At 52.6% G+C, this 16,331-nt stretch carries 13 protein-coding genes, 1 tRNA gene and 1 pseudogene; 4 read left to right on the top strand and 11 right to left on the bottom strand.

Going from position 1 to position 16,331, the window contains the following annotated elements; translation table 11 throughout:
- Positions 1–106: 106 nt before the first annotated feature.
- The 5 genes from yaaA to FC43_RS09505 all read right to left on the bottom strand — a co-directional run bounded on the left by yaaA (position 107) and on the right by FC43_RS09505 (position 7,409).
- Complete coding sequence (gene yaaA, locus FC43_RS09525; RefSeq protein ID WP_019206728.1) at positions 107–850, bottom strand: peroxide stress protein YaaA; 744 nt, start codon at positions 848–850, stop codon at positions 107–109.
- A gap of 87 nt (positions 851–937) precedes the next feature.
- On the bottom strand, positions 938–2,341 hold the full coding sequence (locus FC43_RS09520; RefSeq protein ID WP_019206727.1) for an MFS transporter: 1,404 nt from the start codon (positions 2,339–2,341) through the stop codon (positions 938–940).
- Positions 2,342–2,456: 115 nt separating this feature from the next.
- Positions 2,457–3,794, bottom strand: a complete 1,338-nt coding sequence (locus FC43_RS09515) for a replication-associated recombination protein A (protein ID WP_019206726.1) — start codon at positions 3,792–3,794, stop codon at positions 2,457–2,459.
- 227 nt (positions 3,795–4,021) lie between these two features.
- Complete coding sequence (locus tag FC43_RS09510) at positions 4,022–6,052, bottom strand: MSCRAMM family protein (protein WP_056955498.1); 2,031 nt, start codon at positions 6,050–6,052, stop codon at positions 4,022–4,024.
- A 328-nt stretch (positions 6,053–6,380) separates the two neighbouring features.
- On the bottom strand, positions 6,381–7,409 hold the full coding sequence (locus FC43_RS09505; RefSeq protein ID WP_019206724.1) for a branched-chain amino acid aminotransferase: 1,029 nt from the start codon (positions 7,407–7,409) through the stop codon (positions 6,381–6,383).
- 436 nt (positions 7,410–7,845) lie between these two features.
- Between FC43_RS09505 and FC43_RS09500 the strand changes: the two genes are divergently transcribed.
- Both FC43_RS09500 and FC43_RS09495 read left to right on the top strand, forming a co-directional pair.
- A complete protein-coding gene (locus FC43_RS09500; protein ID WP_235807620.1) occupies positions 7,846–9,201 on the top strand; it encodes an MFS transporter in 1,356 nt (451 codons plus the stop codon).
- Positions 9,194–9,619, top strand: coding sequence for a MarR family winged helix-turn-helix transcriptional regulator (locus FC43_RS09495; protein ID WP_056955497.1), 426 nt, complete (start codon positions 9,194–9,196; stop codon positions 9,617–9,619). The genes FC43_RS09500 and FC43_RS09495 overlap by 8 nt, the downstream gene beginning before the upstream one ends.
- A gap of 55 nt (positions 9,620–9,674) precedes the next feature.
- Here the strand turns inward: FC43_RS09495 and FC43_RS09490 are convergent, their stop codons facing one another.
- From FC43_RS09490 to FC43_RS09480, 3 genes are all read right to left on the bottom strand, one after another.
- Positions 9,675–11,048 carry an NAD(P)H-dependent oxidoreductase gene (locus FC43_RS09490; protein WP_056955496.1) on the bottom strand — a complete coding sequence of 458 codons (1,374 nt, stop codon included), beginning with the start codon at positions 11,046–11,048 and terminating at the stop codon, positions 9,675–9,677.
- Positions 11,049–11,052: 4 nt separating this feature from the next.
- Complete coding sequence (locus FC43_RS09485; RefSeq protein WP_019206720.1) at positions 11,053–11,676, bottom strand: NADPH-dependent FMN reductase; 624 nt, start codon at positions 11,674–11,676, stop codon at positions 11,053–11,055.
- Between the two features lie 283 nt (positions 11,677–11,959).
- Positions 11,960–12,820 carry a MetQ/NlpA family ABC transporter substrate-binding protein gene (locus tag FC43_RS09480; RefSeq protein ID WP_019206719.1) on the bottom strand — a complete coding sequence of 287 codons (861 nt, stop codon included), beginning with the start codon at positions 12,818–12,820 and terminating at the stop codon, positions 11,960–11,962.
- Between the two features lie 434 nt (positions 12,821–13,254).
- On the opposite strand from FC43_RS09480, the gene FC43_RS09475 reads away from it, so the two are divergent.
- Positions 13,255–14,247, top strand: coding sequence for an asparaginase (locus tag FC43_RS09475; protein ID WP_019206717.1), 993 nt, complete (start codon positions 13,255–13,257; stop codon positions 14,245–14,247).
- 146 nt (positions 14,248–14,393) lie between these two features.
- Positions 14,394–14,464 (top strand) — tRNA-Gly (locus FC43_RS09470).
- A 399-nt stretch (positions 14,465–14,863) separates the two neighbouring features.
- On the opposite strand, the gene FC43_RS09465 is transcribed toward FC43_RS09470, so the two are convergent.
- The 3 genes and pseudogenes from FC43_RS09465 to FC43_RS10930 all read right to left on the bottom strand — a co-directional run.
- Positions 14,864–15,517 carry a DsbA family oxidoreductase gene (locus tag FC43_RS09465; RefSeq protein ID WP_056955495.1) on the bottom strand — a complete coding sequence of 218 codons (654 nt, stop codon included), beginning with the start codon at positions 15,515–15,517 and terminating at the stop codon, positions 14,864–14,866.
- Between the two features lie 96 nt (positions 15,518–15,613).
- Positions 15,614–15,805 (bottom strand): hypothetical protein, encoded by a 192-nt coding sequence (locus FC43_RS09460; RefSeq protein ID WP_019206714.1) that lies wholly within the window; start codon positions 15,803–15,805, stop codon positions 15,614–15,616.
- A 234-nt stretch (positions 15,806–16,039) separates the two neighbouring features.
- Positions 16,040–16,331: pseudogene (locus FC43_RS10930) on the bottom strand (hypothetical protein); the annotation flags it as partial.

Here is a 16,331-nt window from a genome sequence, read left to right as displayed (position 1 = left end):
TGTAACATACGAAATTCACCAGTGCGAATCGTAATAAGGAGATCAGCAATTTTGGAGAAAACGATTCCCTGTGATTACTTTTCTAATGATATCCCATTAAATCCGCCTATTTTTTAATAAAAATCAGGTTTGTAGGCGTTGACAAAGCTGGTTGATAACAAAAGCCAGCCACCGCAAATTTTTTTACCCCGGCGAGCGTAGTCACCTGATGTTCAGCTAAATAACGCACCATGTTGCCCCGGGCTTGTTTGGCCTGGGTCGCCTTTTGCTTGAATTTGCCGGCGTGCACTTCCCCGAACAGACAAGTAACCAATTGCCGCGCTGGCGTCAGGTAGGGCGTAATCGCCTTGGCATACTCGACTGAAGCCAGGTTTAAGACCAGGTCACTTTCCCGGTAGACTTCCGCAGCCAGCCGCTCGCCCCAGTACTGGTATAGATTGGCCGTCCCGGCCACCTGAGCGGCATCGCTGAGCCCCAGCCGGTATGGCACAATCCCATCCAAGGGCTTTAAGACCCCGTAAAAACCCGACAGAATCCGCAGGTGCTGCTGGACATAATTCCAGGCGGCATCATCGAAGACCCCCGGTCCCATCGCTTGGTATTGCAGCCCCGTAAAGGCCAGCAGGGCCGGGGTGAGGTCCTTTTTCAAGTCCATCGTCGCCAAGCGCGTCACATTTTGTTGAACCAGCCGGTCGCTGCACTGCCAGATTGCTTTTAATTCCGCCACGGACCGTTGCTTCAAATCCGCCAGGATCGTTTCCGCCTGGGGCAAAAAGACTGGTAAAGCTTGGTAAGGCAAAGCATCCGGGTCGCTTCGCATTTGGCGGGCCGGTGAAATGATAATTTGCATAGCACTTTCTCCCAACGTTTTCTCTAGCCTACCACATTCAAACCGCAGCGCAAAGCATCCCCGCTTCAGCCAAAGGGAGCGAGAAAATTAGGCGCGGGTTTGCGGCCGGTGGGCCTGAAAATGATAGTTCACTAAGGCCGCTACCAAGACCACCAGGGCAAAGCCCAAGGTCAGCAGAAAATCAACTCGGCCCCCTGCGTAGGTCCGGGCCGCCATCGTGCCCGTCCCCTGGTTTTCAAACAACGCCATCAATGACGCCAAGAAGACGACCCCGGTCGCCCCAGCTAGTTGTTGGAGCATGTTAAACAAAGAACTGACGTCCGCGGTATTTTGCAGTGCAACATGGGTGGATGCATTCGAAATCGTATTGGCAAAGGCCATGTTAAAACCGGCCCGCAACACGACAAACAGCAAGGTCATCTTTAGCACCGTCAATTGGGCTTGACCAAAGAAAAAGCCGGCGGCTCCCAAAGTAAGCAAGCAACTGCCCCCGATGACCGGAACCGCAAAGCCCACCCGGTCGGCTAAGGCCCCCGCTAACGGTGACATCACTGCCCCCACCAGGGTCCCAGGCAAGAGAATCGCCCCAGAGATAAAGGCCGAAGCGTGCAAGGTGTACTGGGCGTAGATCGGAATCACCAGCGACAACCCAATATTGATAAATTGCAAGCAGAAGTAGGTCAGCCCATCCAGACTAACGGCCAAGTGTTGGAAAATCCGTAAATCAACCAGCGGCGTCGCGCCCCGAAAGTTCAGGTAAATAAAGAAGCCGTAGAGGGCTAACGCCAGGACCAGCAACCAATAAAAGAGCCCGGTGAAACCAAAGCGGCCAATCATCGACAAGGCGTAGATCCAAGTAAACATGGCCAACGCCAGCGCCAAGAAGCTGGCTAAGTTAAAGTGCGCGGGCTGCTTTGCCGGGGTCGCAGTAATAAAGCGCTGGCCCAACCAGAGGCTGATTAGAGCCACGGGCAGCACAAACCAAAAGATCGCCCGCCAGGACCACACCGTTGCCAACCAGCCCCCGTAGGTTGGTCCCAAGGCCGGCGCAAAGGAGATCACCATCCCGGCGACCCCGGTCATCGCGCCCAGCTTTTCCCGCGGCACCAAGGTGAAGATCAAGTGGAAAAACATCGGGGTACTCAAACCGGTCGCCATCGCTTGCAACAAGCGACTGACCATCAAGACCGGAAAATTCATAGCCAGAGCAGACCCGACGTCGCCCACGATAAAGAGCAGGGCCGCCACTAACTGCAGGCGCTTGGCGGGGAAGCGTTTCAACAAATAGGCCGTCGTCCCCATCATAATCGTTACCATCAAGAGGTACCCGGCCGTCAGCCACTGGGTGATATCCAATGAAATTTGAAAGACCTGCGCCAATTCCGGGTAGGTCACGTTTAAGGCGGTTTCCGCTAGGATCCCAATTAAGGTCAGCAGGGCGACCGCAAGGAGGGCCAGGTAGTCGCCTCCACGCATTCTTGCTTTGCTCATCGTTTCTCTTCCTTTCCATGCTCTGTATGTAAAAAAGGCCCTGGCGTGCGCCACAGCCTTACAAAAACCTTATCTACTTTACTCGTTTCTCACCCTAAAAACAAGTCCCTTTTCATTACTGATCCGACGGCGGGCTCGGCTGCGGATCGTGCGTGGCGTGCCAGCGCTGAATGGCCTGCAACCGTTGCTTAACCTGCGCTTCCATCCCCATCGTAGTGGGGTAGTAGTAGCGGTGGCCCACCAATTGGTCTGGCATCGTCTGCATGCTCGTCAACCTATCTTTGGCCTCGTGGGCGTACTGGTAGCCAGCCCCGTAGTGCAAATCCTTCATTAATTTGGTCGGGGCGTTGCGGATCACCAACGGGACCGGTTGATTTTGCGTGGCTTTAATATCCTTGGCAACCTTGAGCGTCGCTTGGTACACCGCGTTAGACTTGGGAGCCAAGCTCAAATAGATTGCCGCTTCCGTCAGGTGAACATTGCACTCCGGCATCCCCAAAAATTGGCAGGCCTGGTAAACGTTGATCGCCAAATTCAAGGCATTCGGATCGGCTAGACCGATATCTTCACTGGCAAAGCGGACCAACCGCCGGGCCAAGTAAAGCGGATCCTCACCCCCCGCCAACATGCGGTTGACCCAGTAAACCGCCGCATCCGCATCCGAATTGCGCATCGCCTTGTGGACGGCCGAAATTAAATTGTAGTGTTCATCACCGGTTTTATCGTAACGCAGCGGTTTGCCGGCTAAGAGCTGATCGAGCAAGCCGGCGTCAACGGTCACCTGGCCGTTGTCCTGGCGGTCACTATTTTCCACCAGCATTTCCAAGGTGTTTAAAGCAATCCGGGCATCCCCGTTGGCAAAGGCGGCAATTTGCTTCAGGAGGGCCGGCGCGATTTCGACCGGAAAGCTAAAGCCCCGCTTCAGGGCCTGGGTCAGCAAAGTTTCAATGTCCAATGCCGTCAACTCTTTGAGGACAAAGACCCGGCAGCGCGACAGCAGGGCCGCATTAATTTCAAAGGACGGGTTCTCCGTGGTCGCCCCAATCAAAATAATGGCGCCGTTTTCCACAAAGGGCAAAAAAGCATCCTGCTGGGCCTTATTGAAACGGTGAAATTCGTCCACGAAGACGACCGTGCGCTGGCCAAAATCCCGGTTGGCCTGTGCCTGTTGCATCAACGCCTTGATGTCTTTAATAGAGGACGTCACCGCACTGTAAGTAACAAATTCCGCCTGGGTCCGCTGGGCAATGATCTTGGCCAGGGTGGTTTTGCCGACCCCCGGCGGCCCCCAAAAGATCATTGAAGACAGTTGGTCTTTATCAATTAATTCGCGCAAAATCTTGCCGGGGCCGACTAGGTGTTGTTGCCCGACAAATTCGCTCAAGTTGCGCGGCCGCACCCGATCAGCCAGCGGTGTTTGCCCTGGATTGGCAAAGAGTGATTCTTGTTGCATACCGTTCCCCCCTTTATCTTTCATTTTACCACCCCCTATGAAATTTACGTTAATCTGGCCCGGACCATGCGGCATTTTGACAGATCAATGTTGTAATCTTCCTGTTGCTGTTATCTAAATCTGAACTCATGATCTGAAAGCTGTTAAACCAGGATTAAGAATTAACCAAAATCTTTTACCAACTGTCAAAAAAGCCACCGATCCGTTCGATCGATGACTTAATATTTTTAAGACTGTTTCCACCGCGTTCTGCTTACCCCGAAGCAGATACTAAGCAAGGCCAAACCAATTTCCAAAAGAATTGATTCACTCGCCGTCCCAGTTTGTGGCAACTGAGCTTGATTCGTATCACGAACCGGTGTCTGGTCGGTTATCGTGATTGAGGTTGCGTGCGGAGTAGAATTTGGTTGATTCATTGTGATTACAGTTGCTGGAGCCAGCGGAAGCCATTTTGTTGGTTGTTCAGCTGGCAAAGCTGGCTTAACCGTCTTCGCTACATTGTTACTGTAGTCCGTCCACGGAATCACCGTCTTTGCTACATTGTTACTGTAATCCGTCCACGGGATCACTGTCTTTGCCGGATTGTTACTGTAGTCCGTCCACGGGATCACCGTCTTTGCCGGATTGTTACTGTAGTCCGTCCACGGGATCACCGTCTTTGCCGGGTTGTTGCTGTAGTCCGTCCACGGGATCACCGTCTTTGCCGGATTGTTACTGTAGTCCGTCCACGGAATTACTGTCTTTGCCGGGTTGTTACTGTAGTCCGTCCACGGGATCACCGTCTTTGCCGGATTGTTACTGTAGTCCGTCCACGGAATTGACGTCCGCTTTTTCTCGTTCTTGATCATCAGGGTTTGACCGGGTTGGTCTTCTAAGACCTCAACGGTCCAAACCTGCCCTTGAACCTTAGCAAAATCAATCCAATCCGGTGCGCTGATTTCACGCACTTCATATTTTCCTGGCAACATTCGTTGACGAGTAATAATCCCGTTTTGCTCAGTTGTTGCCTCAAACGTTTCGCCGGTCGCAACATTCTTAATCCTAAAGGTTACTCCCGCTAGCGCTTGTGGTCCCTTATCAGTTGGGTAGTACTTAAAAATCTTCAGTTCCCCCGGGAGCATCCCCGTAATGTCAGCTCCAAAACTGATATTTTGAACCGTTTTTTGGTACGTAAAGTTTTGAACTTCTTGCCCTTGCAACTGGTACGCCCCCGCTAAAGAATTAGTAAAGTTTAGGGCGTTTAAATCCTGAATTTCTGTCTTGTAACGGAACGTTATCCGACGACCAGAAAATTCATCTTGACTAAAGACGGCCGTAATCGTATTTCCGTTCAGTTGGATTGATGAGTGCGGGTAGCGTGCTTGGAAAGCTGCCAAATTAATTGGCTCATCATTATCAATCCAAAACGTCAATCGCTCCGGATCCAACCGCAAGCCGGCTGGAATCACGTCATGCAGTTTAATCGGTGCGGCCAAGTAGGCCCGGTACTCGTTTAAACGAACATCCCAGTCAACCCAGTTTTTACCGTTCCAAGGAACTGCGCGACCATTTTTATTACCATACCACGTTTGGTCGTGCGTAAGCGCGCCGGGATTATCCGATGATTGCGGTACCCCTTTGACTGCTAAGAATTCAACATAGGGACCGACTACTAATTTAGCCATCCCGTCTTGCTGACTCCGGGTGTAGAGCTTGGCATTAAAGAAAAAAGTTCCCTGGACCCCACTCATGAATTGCTCAACGTTATCGTTAAAGGTCAATTGGCCGCCCGTTTCCGTTACCGTAAAGTCCCCGATGTGCACACCGTGATGAGTTAACGCAGTCTGCCCAGAAAAGGCCACTAAGTACGGAGTTACTTCGTTATCCGTTGACCAGGCCAGATCAATGTGATCGCCACTGTGAATGGGCCCTTTGGCATCATTGAATGATCCTTCAATCTTCACTTCTGCCCCTTGGCTATACATGCCATTAGCATCCTTATTTCCTTGGACTGTCAGGCTCGCAATGTGACCACTGATCTCACGTTCCGATGCTGGGGAAGCTGCCGGCGGATGGGTTACCTCATTTGTCGGCGCGGTTGAGTCTGCAGTTGTTGAGGCAACGGTGTGATTCGTTGATGTACTCAGCATTGAAGTTGGGCCCATTGAATCAACCACGTCAGCCTGAACCCGTTGGCCGCCCCACAGGGTCAGGGTTACCATTACGGCCCCTAACCACAGCAGCAGCCCCCGGACTGTTCCTAGGCCTTGGTGTTTCAAACTTCAAATCCTCCTTTAATATTCAATTGTCAAAATTCCTTGTGCGCTCTTTTACAAGCACGACCACAACTATAGTTGAAATAAGATTACTGATCAATGAGTAAGTAAAATGCTTTATCAAAAATATGTTGTCAATCGATTTTTATTTTACTATTCAAATAAAAATCTATTTTTAGCAATCATTTCTTAAGCATGTTGTTTTAGTGAACTATTTACGAATAATAAGTTAACATTCATCAAAAAGCACGCGCCTGGATCAAGGGCGCGTGCTTAAAAGGAGGGTGTAGATTTTTCTAATTTGGAAAGAGAGATTTTAGTGTGATTAAGGTTAGTCTACTGGCACGACCCAACCGTGCTTGTCTTCGGCATCGCCGACTTGAACGGCGAAGAGGGCGTTGTAGAGCTTGGTCGTCACAGGGCCGACTTCGGTTTCAGAGTAGAAGACGTGCTTCTTGCCGTCCCAATCAGTTAAGGAACCGACTGGGGAGATCACGGCCGCCGTCCCCATTGCCCCGGCTTCGGCCAGGTCATCAAGATCCGCTAAGGTCAACCGCTTTTCAACCGGGTTCAAGCCTAAGTCTTCGGCAACTTGCAGCAGGGAACGCTTGGTGATGGAAGGCAGGATTGAGTCCGACTTTGGCGTTACGAATTGTCCATCCTTGGTAACCCCAAAGAAGTTGGCACCAGAGAATTCGTCAACATACTTGTGTTCCTTCGGGTCTAAGTAAAGAGCGTCAGCATAGCCGGCCTTCTTCGCTTCCATTTCTGGTAACAGACTGGCCGCGTAGTTGCCGGAGGTCTTCGCCCGACCCGTCCCAGCTGGGGCGGCCCGGTCATACTTGGACAGGACATACGGCATTGGCGTCAAGCCCTTGACGTAAGCGCCAACTGGGGTGGCATAGATCCGGAAGACAAAGTGTTCCGATGGCGTCACCCCAACTAATGGCTGGGTCCCGATCATGTACGGCCGCAAGTACAGGGTCCCACCGGTCCCGTACGGTGGTACGAAATCTTCGTTAGCCTTAACAACCGCCTTAACTGCGGCTAAGAACTTGTCGACTGGATAGTGGGGCATCATTAGCCGGTCGGCCGAGTCGTTCAGCCGCTTGGCGTTTTCTTCTGGCCGGAACAACTGCACTTTGCCGTCCTTGGTCCGGTAAGCCTTTAACCCTTCAAAAACTTCTTGGCCGTAGTGCAGCACTTGGGCCGCTTCATTTAAGACCAGGTTGGATTCAGACGTCAAACCGCCACCGAGCCATTCCCCATCATAATATTCTTCTTGCCAGGAATAGGGCAGGTCTCGATAACCAAAGCCCAACTTGTTCCAATCTAATTCAGATGCTTTTGCCTTTGCCATAGTGCTCATCCTTTCTAAAAAAACATTTCCTATGTATTTTCAATCCTTCATTAAACAAAAAGTCGCCCTGTCATTAGGACGACTTTCACCGTGGTACCACCTAGCTTCACCCCATTCCTGGAGCCTCTAAGCCCGGTAAGGGTGGGTAACCCCGGTTCACTCAAGACTGATCTTCACGCCCCTAACCTCCACCCGTCACATTCCCCCGGGCTTTTCTGAGCAGGTTTCGGGACGCTACTCGTTCTCTCATCGTGCCGATCACTGTTTAACTTCGATTGATTGTCACTATCATAATGAGAAAACTCTCATTTGTCAACCACCAAAATTAAAGTTTTGCCAACTTTTCTCATCTAAATTAATTTTGACTTTTCCATGCGGATGCATGTAAAATGGCAAGCGGAATTTAAATGCATCTGCATGGAATGGAGGAAATTTTTTGTATCAATTAAAACCTCGCCAACGGACCGTTATTGCGGCCATTATGTTGTTGGCTTCTTTTATCAGTTTGATGAGCCAGACGATGGTGGTCACCGCCCTCCCGGTAGTTGAAGCTCAGCTTCACCAACCGCTGGCCGTCGTTCAGTGGCTGACGACGGGCTACACCTTAGTGATTGGGATCATCACCCCTTTGTCAGCCAATTTGTACGAAAAATACAATAACCGCCAGTTCTTCTTGGCAATCATCGCCCTGTTCTTAGGGGGAACGATCGTTGGCTGTCTGGCCACTAATTTCTGGACCCTCCTCGGTGCCCGCTTGATTCAAGCCGCGGCGGGGGGCCTGTTGGTTTCCTTACAAATGACGACGTTGGTCACGATTTTCCCCCCGGAAAAACGGGGCACGATCATGGGATTATCATCGTTGGTGGTTTCCTTTGGACCGGCGATCGGGCCGACCCTGGCCGGGGTGATCTTAAACCTGTGGGGCTGGCGGTCGATTTTTTGGGTCGTCTTGCCTTTCATGTCCCTCATCTGGCTGATCGGCTTCTTTGCCCTGCCGGCTTATACGACCCCGCAGGCCGTTAAAATCGATGCTTGGTCGGTCCCCCTGCTCTTAATTGGCCCCGGGTTGACCTTAGCTAGCTTTACCGTGTTGACGACCCAAGTCTTGGTCGGCAGTCTGATGCTGATTGCTGGGCTGGTAGTATCGTTGCTCTTTTACCGGCGGCAACAAGCCCTCCCCCGCCCCTTGCTCGACTTTCACGTTTTTAATTACCGCCCCTTCACGATGACGTTGGCGATTGCTTCCTTGCTGTTTATGATCCTGCTGAGTACCGAGCAGATGGTTTCGGTCTTCGCCCAAAATTCACTCCACCAATCGAGCGCGCTGACCGGGTTGATCCTCTTACCCGGCGCGGTAGTCAATGCCTTAGTTGGCGCTGTGGTGGGCCGCTTGTATGACCGCCACGGTATCAAAGCGTTGGTCTGGACGGGCTTGAGCCTATGTTTAATCACCACTGTGCCCACCCTCTGCTTTACCGCCCACACCCCGCTGTGGTGGTTAACGGTCCTGTACGCCGGTCGGATGATGGCGATCGGGATCGCCTTCTCCCCGCTGATGTCCGAATCATATCTTGGAATGGCTGCCAAGGACATCAGTCAAGCGACCGCCATGAATAATGCGCTCCGGCAAATGACCGGGGCACTGGCAGTTACCCTAGTGGTCGTCGTCAGCAGTCTGCCGGCCAGCTCGGTCACCGGGATGCGCTGGGCCATGGCGGTCACCTTTGTCTTTAACCTCTTGGCAATCGGGCTGTTTGCCCAGTACTTGAAGGGGGGCCACCCGCATGGCTAATGATCTGATCCGGGCTACGGCGATCATCAATACCACGATCCGCCACCAACTTGACGCCGCCCTGCGCCCGCTGGGGCTCTCCGAGGTCAACTACTACTATTTATTAGTGGTTGCCGAACAACCAGGGATTAACCAAGCTGATCTGACGGCCCACATCGTCCGCGACCAATCGACCGTCACCCGGCAAGTCGACCGCTTGGTCAAGCAAGGCTGGCTCACCAAGCGCCAGGCCCCCACGGATGCGCGCCAGTCAGCCCTCTTTTTAACTCCTCAAGCCCAAGCGATCCTCCCGCAGCTCTGGGCGATCAATCAGACCGTCAACGAAACGGCCCTGGCCAGCTTAACGCCGGCCGAACAAGCCACCCTCTTAAACCTGCTGGGCAAGACCTTCGACGGCCTCAGCCAGGATTACCACTGATAATTAAAAGGCTCCCAGGCAATTGCCCAGGGTCCTTTTAGTGTGTTGAAGTTAATTAATCATTAACGCTGGCGCTGGCCGTGGTATCAATTTCGGGCAGCGGCGCATCATCATCAACGGACGCCGAGGCGCCGGCATCCACGCTTGGCGTGGCACTTGGCGCGGGAGTCGACGGAGCGGGTTGTTCATCCGCACTGACCGAAGCTGACGCCCCCGTATCAGCAGCCGGAACGCTTGAGGCCGGACTTGGCGTAGCATCTGCTTTGACCGATGCGGAGGCCCCGGTATCGACTTGGTTAGCCGGATCGTCAACCAGCTTTTGGCCGGTCATCGCCAGGTACTTTTCGACAATTGGCCAGAAGTCGAGCACAATTTCGTTGACCCCGCGGAAGTTGCCGGCTTCATCGTGCATCGCTTGGTAGTTGTTGACCACCCACTTGACGTTCTTCTTATCCACCGGTTCCGCCAGTTGGAAGAGGTCCTGCTTGCCAGTCCGCAGGGTGTGAATGACTTGCTTGACGTGGTCGTGGACGTTGCGGATATCGGGGTGGACTTCACTGAGTGGCAAACCGGTTTGGTCCGGCCGACGCTTAGCCCACATCTTGGTCGCCGGGTTCTTATGGTTATAGTAGATAAACTGGTTGTTCTCATCGACGTAGGTTAATTCAGCCGGGATTGATTTGAGCAGCCAGTTGATTTGGTCGACCGTCAGCACCCCAGAGTCGAGTTGGACGTAGTCACTGCCGACAGCGGCATGGGTCTTGGCTGCCGCTTTTTGGACCCACTTCGGATCATCCATCTCGACTCCTTCGATCGTCGTATCGGTCTTGCCGCTGGCGGTCAGGTCCTCATTTTTCCACGCGTCGGGTGCTTCGGGCCCCTTTAAGGCCTTCAGGACGGTCACCCACTTGGTGAATTGAACCAGCAGGTCGTTAAGCCGCTTGACGGTCGCTTGATCCTTGAGGTTGTCTTGCTCATCAAAGGCTTCCCGCACGTTGCCAAGTAAAAATTCATTCCCCGGCATCACCAAAGCGTTGACCCCCGGGGCCTCTAAGATTTCGCGCAGGTCTAACTGGGCCCGCGATGACCCTTGGGTAAAGTAGGACGCCCCGATTACCAAGACCGGCTTATCGGCCAAGGGGTGGATCTTGTAGGAAAGCCATTCGATCGTGCTCTTTAAGGCCGCCGTCGTGGTATGGTTGTGTTCTGGCGTCGCCATGATGACCCCGTCGGCGTTTTCAATCCGGTGCTTTAGGTATTGGACCGCCATACTGTTGGTTTGGTCATCGTCTTCATTAAACATCGGTACGTCCTTGATGCTTAAGACTTCAATGTCGGCCACGTTGTTAAAGCGGTTGGCCATGTACAGCATTAATTTGCGATTGTATGAATCTGCGGCAATTGAGCCGACAATTCCAACTAACTTCATCTGCTTATTCCCCCTGGGTTGCCATATTCTTTAAATCCAGTTTGCGAATATCGTTCATCGCGTGTTCTCGGTTGTAAACGAGGTTCTTGTTGACGTCAACGAAGGTTTCAAAATCATTAAACAAGCCGTCGAGTCGGTCGACCAGCTCTTCTTCCTTCAAATTGCCATCCTCATCAAAGGCCTGCAAGGAGTGCCCCACCATGTATTCCGAGCTCGGCATGATCCGAGCGCTTAATTCAGGGGAGTCGAGCATTTGCCGCAACATCATTTGAGCCCGCGACGTCCCCAACATTCCGTACGAGGCCCCGGTGATCATCACCGGCTTGTCAGCCAGCGGATGGACCCCGTAGGACAGCCAGCTCAGCGCATTCATCAAAACGGCGGGCACCCCGTGGTCGTATTCTGGCGTTGAAATAATCACCCCGTCAGCCGCGGCCAACTTAGCCACCATCTGTTCCACCCCGGCGGGCAAACTCCGGTCGGGCGTCTTATAAAAGACCGGCAGGCCGCCAATCTCCATAATTTCAATCGCGGCTTGATCCGCAAAGTGGTGTTGGATAAACTGCAAGAGCCGCCGGTTGGTCGAGCCCGCCCGGTTGGTCCCCGGAATGGCAATGTACTTTTTCATGTGGCACATCCTTTCAAAAAACACTTCTGGTTGGCTCTATTTTGCAATATTGTGAAGCGGTTTGCAAGACTTTTATTTAATTTTGGAATATTTATACCGAGATTAAATTTATTTATATCCGCACCGCTACCGTTGTCCCACCTTGCTTTAAGCCTTGTTACGGCTGAAAATTAAGGGCCCGCTCCAGCGTCATTGTTAAAGTTTAATAGGCAAAACCTGATTTATTGTTCACAATCTTAAACAAGCAAAACCGCTGGCGCCCACCACCAGCGGTTTAATCCCATTATTTCGTCAGGTAGGACAAGGGTTTGTCAACTTCCACCTTGGTCCCTTGGTACTGGTCGGCAATCCACTTTTGGATCTTTGGCTCATGGTAGAGTTTGACCAGCTTGCGGTATGCGGCCTTATGGGCGTTGGCCTTCGCCGTTGCTAAGACGTTAACGTTGTCCTTGGTACTTTGATCGACCTTTTCGTGGTAGATCGAATCCTTCAAGACGTTCAAATGCCCTTCTAAGGCAATCGTGTTCCCGATCAAGACGGCGTCCACCGAGTTGAGCACCCGCGGTCCAGTCGTGTCATCAATTTCTTCGAACTTAAAGTGGTGCGGATTCGTCGCGATTTCATTGGTCCCGCTGGTCGGGCCAAAGCTCTTTTTCAGGGTAAGCAAGCCAGCACTGGCCAGCAGCTTCAACCCCCGTGCCGTGTTGGCCGGGTTGTTGGCCAAGGCAATCGTCGCTCCATCCGGTAGGTCCTTTACGCGGTGGTATTTCTTAGAGTAAATTCCCATTGGTTCCAGGTAGGTCGTCCCTAAGGCCGCCAGCTTTTGCTTGCTTTCGTGATTGAAGTTTTGCAGGTAGGCCCAGGATTGAAAGGCGTTAACGTCAATTTCGCCGCTAGCCGTCCCGCGGTTGAGTTGGACCGGATCGGTAAAGGACTTGACCTTAATCTTGAGGCCGGCCTCCTTGGCAGCTGGACTGGCCGCGATGTGTTGCCAGGCCTTAACGTCCGCCCCAAGTGAACCAATCGTAATTGTCTCTTCATCATGATTTTGCCCATTGGTGACCCAATGCAAGCCCAGGCCGACGGCGACAATCGCCGCGAGCCCCAGTAAAAACCACCATTTGCCTTGTTTGTGTTTTGCCATATGTCTTCCCTCCGTTTGCTGGTGCGCCGAGCCCTGAAAAAAGAAAACGTCCCACTTTCATTGCACTTGCAATAAAAGCGGGACGCCGCAGCGTGGTACCACCCGAATTTAGCCCCCAAGGACCCTTAGTAGTGACTGATCATCACCCGGTCCGTTATCGAAGACCACCCGTGCCCAGCTTGTCGCCTTGCTGGCATCACGCTCCCAGACCATCTTCAGTTCCTTCTCGCCGCCAGCTTCCACCACCCCTGGCTCGCTTAATGCTTTCCGGAACTTACTCATCTTTTCTCAGCGTTTTCTCATTGAATTGTCATAATCATATCGAACCCCCGCCCGCTTGTCAATCCCTTTGAGCTTACTTTTTCTCAGTCTTGACCCCAGCCGGAAAAGCCCTATAATTTAAGGGAAAATCTGAATAAAGCAGGTGGAAAACTGTGACCCAACCAAAACTGCTGCTCCTTTCGACGGGGGGCACGATTGCCTCTGTTGCTTCGCAAACCGGGTTGACGCCCGGGGAATCCGGGGAAGATTTGCTGCAAACCCTGCAAAACCTCCCCTACCAGATTGACGTAGCCGACATTTTGGCCCTTGATTCGTCCAACATTCAGCCCGAAGAATGGCGCTTGATGGCCGAAAAAGTCTACCAAGCCCGCCAAACTTACGCGGGAATCGTGATTTCCCACGGGACCGACACCATGGCCTACACGGCGTCGATGCTGACCTTCATGTTGCCCAACCTGGACATTCCGGTCGTCTTAACCGGGAGTCAGGTCCCGATGAACGTCCTTTTGAGCGACGCCCCCCGCAATCTAACCTTGGCCTTTACGGCTGCGGCCAGTTGTGCCCCGGGAGTCTACTTGGCCTTTGACGGCAAGGTAATGCGGGGCTGCCGGACCGTCAAGGTCAAAACGACCGCCTTTGATGCCTTTGAAAGCGTCAATTTCCCGCCGATCGCCGAGGTTACCTCCGATGGCCTGGTATTCCGGGCGACCCAGCCCGCCCCGGAGGCGCCGTGCACCTTAAATACCAAGCTCGACTTGAACGTGTCGTTGATTAAACTCTTTCCCGGCTTTGATCCGCAAATCCTGCTGGCGATGGCCCAAAGCGGTTGTCACGGTTTTGTGATCGAGGGCTACGGGCTGGGCGGGATGACCTTTATCCGGCGCAACGTGGCCGCCGTGATTGGCCAGCTCAGCCGGCAAAACATTCCGGTCGTGGCCGCCAGTCAGTGCCTCTATGAACGCAGTGATTTGACCAAGTACGAAGTCGGGCGCCAGGCCCTGTTGGAAGGGGCAATCAGTGCCCACGATATGACTTCGGAAAGTGCGATCACCAAGTTGATGTGGGCCCTGGGCCAGGGGATGAACCTGGCTGCCGTAAAAACCTTTTTTGAGACCGATGTCGCGGGAGAAGTGACCTTGGCCTAATTAAAGCCCCGCGCTAAGCACCACGATGAGGTAGCCTTAGCGCGGGGTAATTAATTTAATTACCAAAAAATTAACTTTTTTCCAAAAAAGGGGTGACAAGCGCCAAAAATATGGTATTATATAAAAGTTGATTGATTTAATCACTTGCGGGTATAGTTCAGTGGTAAAACATAACCTTCCCAAGGTTAAGTCGCGAGTTCGATTCTCGTTACCCGCTTCAGGTAGCATCGCTTCGGCGGTGCTTTTTTTTGTTGTTTTCGTTCCGAAAAAGGGGCCCGCCCATCACCTTCCGGACTGCCCCATGGTAAAATTAAGCGCAAAAAAGAAAGGAACACCCGCCCATGCGTACCCCCTGGATTAGATTGGCCGCCGGGTTCATCCTCGGGCTTGCTTTGCTCGGCGTGATAGCTTTGCACTACTGCCCGGCCTTGGCCACGTGGCTGCACCACTGGACTGGCTGGTATTAAAAAATGGCTGCCCCAAAATCGGGCAGCCACTTTTTACTTTTCCTTCGTTTCCGCTTGGTGGTCCGCTAAGCTGCAGCCCGCTGGGCCACACACCGTGGCGGGCGCGGCCCCGAGGTCGGTCAACTTTAAGCTGGGTTGCTTTTCTTCACTCATTTTGCTTCCTCCTCTGCTTGCACTTTCTTTAAGGCCGCCACAAAGGCTTCATACGGCTGGGCCCCTGAGATGGCGTACTTTTGGTTGATCACAAAGAACGGCACCCCCCGAATCCCTAAGTTCGCAGCAGCGTGAATGTCGGCTTGTACTTCGTCGGCATACTGGTCGCTGTCCAATACGGCCGCCACGGCTTCAGCCTCTAACCCCACGGCCGCGGCAATTGCTTGTAAGACGGCGTGGTCCGCCACCGACTTGCCTTCGCTAAAGTAAGCTTGGTACAGCCGTTGAATCAAATCATCTACCTGCGCGGGGGTTGCTGCCGCCTTGGCGTACTTGATCAAGCGGTGCGCCGTCATGGTGTTGACCGGGATCGCGTTGGCATAATCCAGGTCCAAGCCGTCGGGTGCCGCCGCCAGTTCAATCTGCGCCAAGCGTTGGCTGGCCTGTTCGGCCGTCATCCCGTGCGCTTGGGCAAAGTGGGCCGCCATCTTGACGTCACTGGTGGCTTTTAAAGTCGGATCCAGCTGGTAGGCCTTAAAGTCCAACGGCGTCGTATCCGCCAAACCAAGTTGGGTCAACGCCCGCTTGAGACGGGTCGCCCCAATGTAGCAAAACGGACAGGCAATGTCCGACCAGTACATAATTTCCATTAATTTTTCCTCCATTTGTAACCGAAACGTTACGCTTACAATTAATTAGTACAGCGTTAGGATACCATTAATGGCGTTGATTAACACTTAATCTGCTCAGGCCGAACGCTTGCGTTGCCACCAGTGCCGTCGGGCTTTGGCCACCGTTGCCGGGGGCGTTGAGGCTGGATGATGAACCAGGGCGTGGGGCGCCGCCGGCGTCGTTTCCAGATCGGCATCCGGCCACGCTAGCCAGTTGGCTTCGGCTTGGACTTCTTGGTGCGTCTGGTCAAAAAATGGTTGGCTCATTATTATTTCCTCCGTTTTTTAGTCTGTCCCAGATGATACGCCCGGCGCGCCCGCTCGTCAACGAATTTAGCTTACTTTTTATCAGTAACTAAAATTGACCAGCCCGGCCCTTTCCCGTAAACTAACAACCGTAACTTAAATGAGAGAGAGAATTAATGATGAAGCCAAAATCCGCTGGCCAGGGTACTGTACCCTGTCAAGTTGACAGTCTGAAAAAATGAAAAATTGCTAGTCTTAAATGGCCTGCTGTTCGTAGTATTCTGCGACAGTCAGGTCATTTCGCTTAATTGAAATAAATTTAGTAGTGAAATAGTTGATCCCCTGCTTGACTTGAACTTCCAGTTCCGCTAAAGTCATTGCCTTGGCTTGATGGTTCATCCAAATACTCTTAAAGTCCGCCCACCAATGTTCCATTTTCGCATTGTCGGCAGGCGTTCCAGGAGCCGAGTAACTGTGTAAGATTCCGCGTCAGCTTAGTTCCTGATTGTAGACATGGGAGACGTAGGCTGAACCGCGGTCAGTATGA

This window comes from Limosilactobacillus ingluviei DSM 15946 (assembly GCF_001435775.1).
In the GTDB taxonomy this organism is placed as follows: domain Bacteria; phylum Bacillota; class Bacilli; order Lactobacillales; family Lactobacillaceae; genus Limosilactobacillus; species Limosilactobacillus ingluviei.
The sequence above is the reverse complement of the archived record's forward strand: the minus strand, read 5'-3'. Positions and strand labels throughout refer to the sequence as shown.

What these genes read in the sequence shown, in the direction of transcription:
- yaaA (WP_019206728.1), bottom strand. Translation starts at nt 850, where the DNA reads ATGCAAATTATCATTTCACCGGCCCGCCAAATGCGAAGCGACCCGGAT.
- FC43_RS09520 (WP_019206727.1), bottom strand. Translation starts at nt 2,341, where the DNA reads ATGAGCAAAGCAAGAATGCGTGGAGGCGACTACCTGGCCCTCCTTGCG.
- FC43_RS09515 (WP_019206726.1), bottom strand. Translation starts at nt 3,794, where the DNA reads ATGCAACAAGAATCACTCTTTGCCAATCCAGGGCAAACACCGCTGGCT.
- FC43_RS09505 (WP_019206724.1), bottom strand. Translation starts at nt 7,409, where the DNA reads ATGGCAAAGGCAAAAGCATCTGAATTAGATTGGAACAAGTTGGGCTTT.
- FC43_RS09495 (WP_056955497.1), top strand. Translation starts at nt 9,194, where the DNA reads ATGGCTAATGATCTGATCCGGGCTACGGCGATCATCAATACCACGATC.
- FC43_RS09490 (WP_056955496.1), bottom strand. Translation starts at nt 11,048, where the DNA reads ATGAAGTTAGTTGGAATTGTCGGCTCAATTGCCGCAGATTCATACAAT.
- FC43_RS09485 (WP_019206720.1), bottom strand. Translation starts at nt 11,676, where the DNA reads ATGAAAAAGTACATTGCCATTCCGGGGACCAACCGGGCGGGCTCGACC.
- FC43_RS09480 (WP_019206719.1), bottom strand. Translation starts at nt 12,820, where the DNA reads ATGGCAAAACACAAACAAGGCAAATGGTGGTTTTTACTGGGGCTCGCG.
- FC43_RS09465 (WP_056955495.1), bottom strand. Translation starts at nt 15,517, where the DNA reads ATGGAAATTATGTACTGGTCGGACATTGCCTGTCCGTTTTGCTACATT.
- FC43_RS09460 (WP_019206714.1), bottom strand. Translation starts at nt 15,805, where the DNA reads ATGAGCCAACCATTTTTTGACCAGACGCACCAAGAAGTCCAAGCCGAA.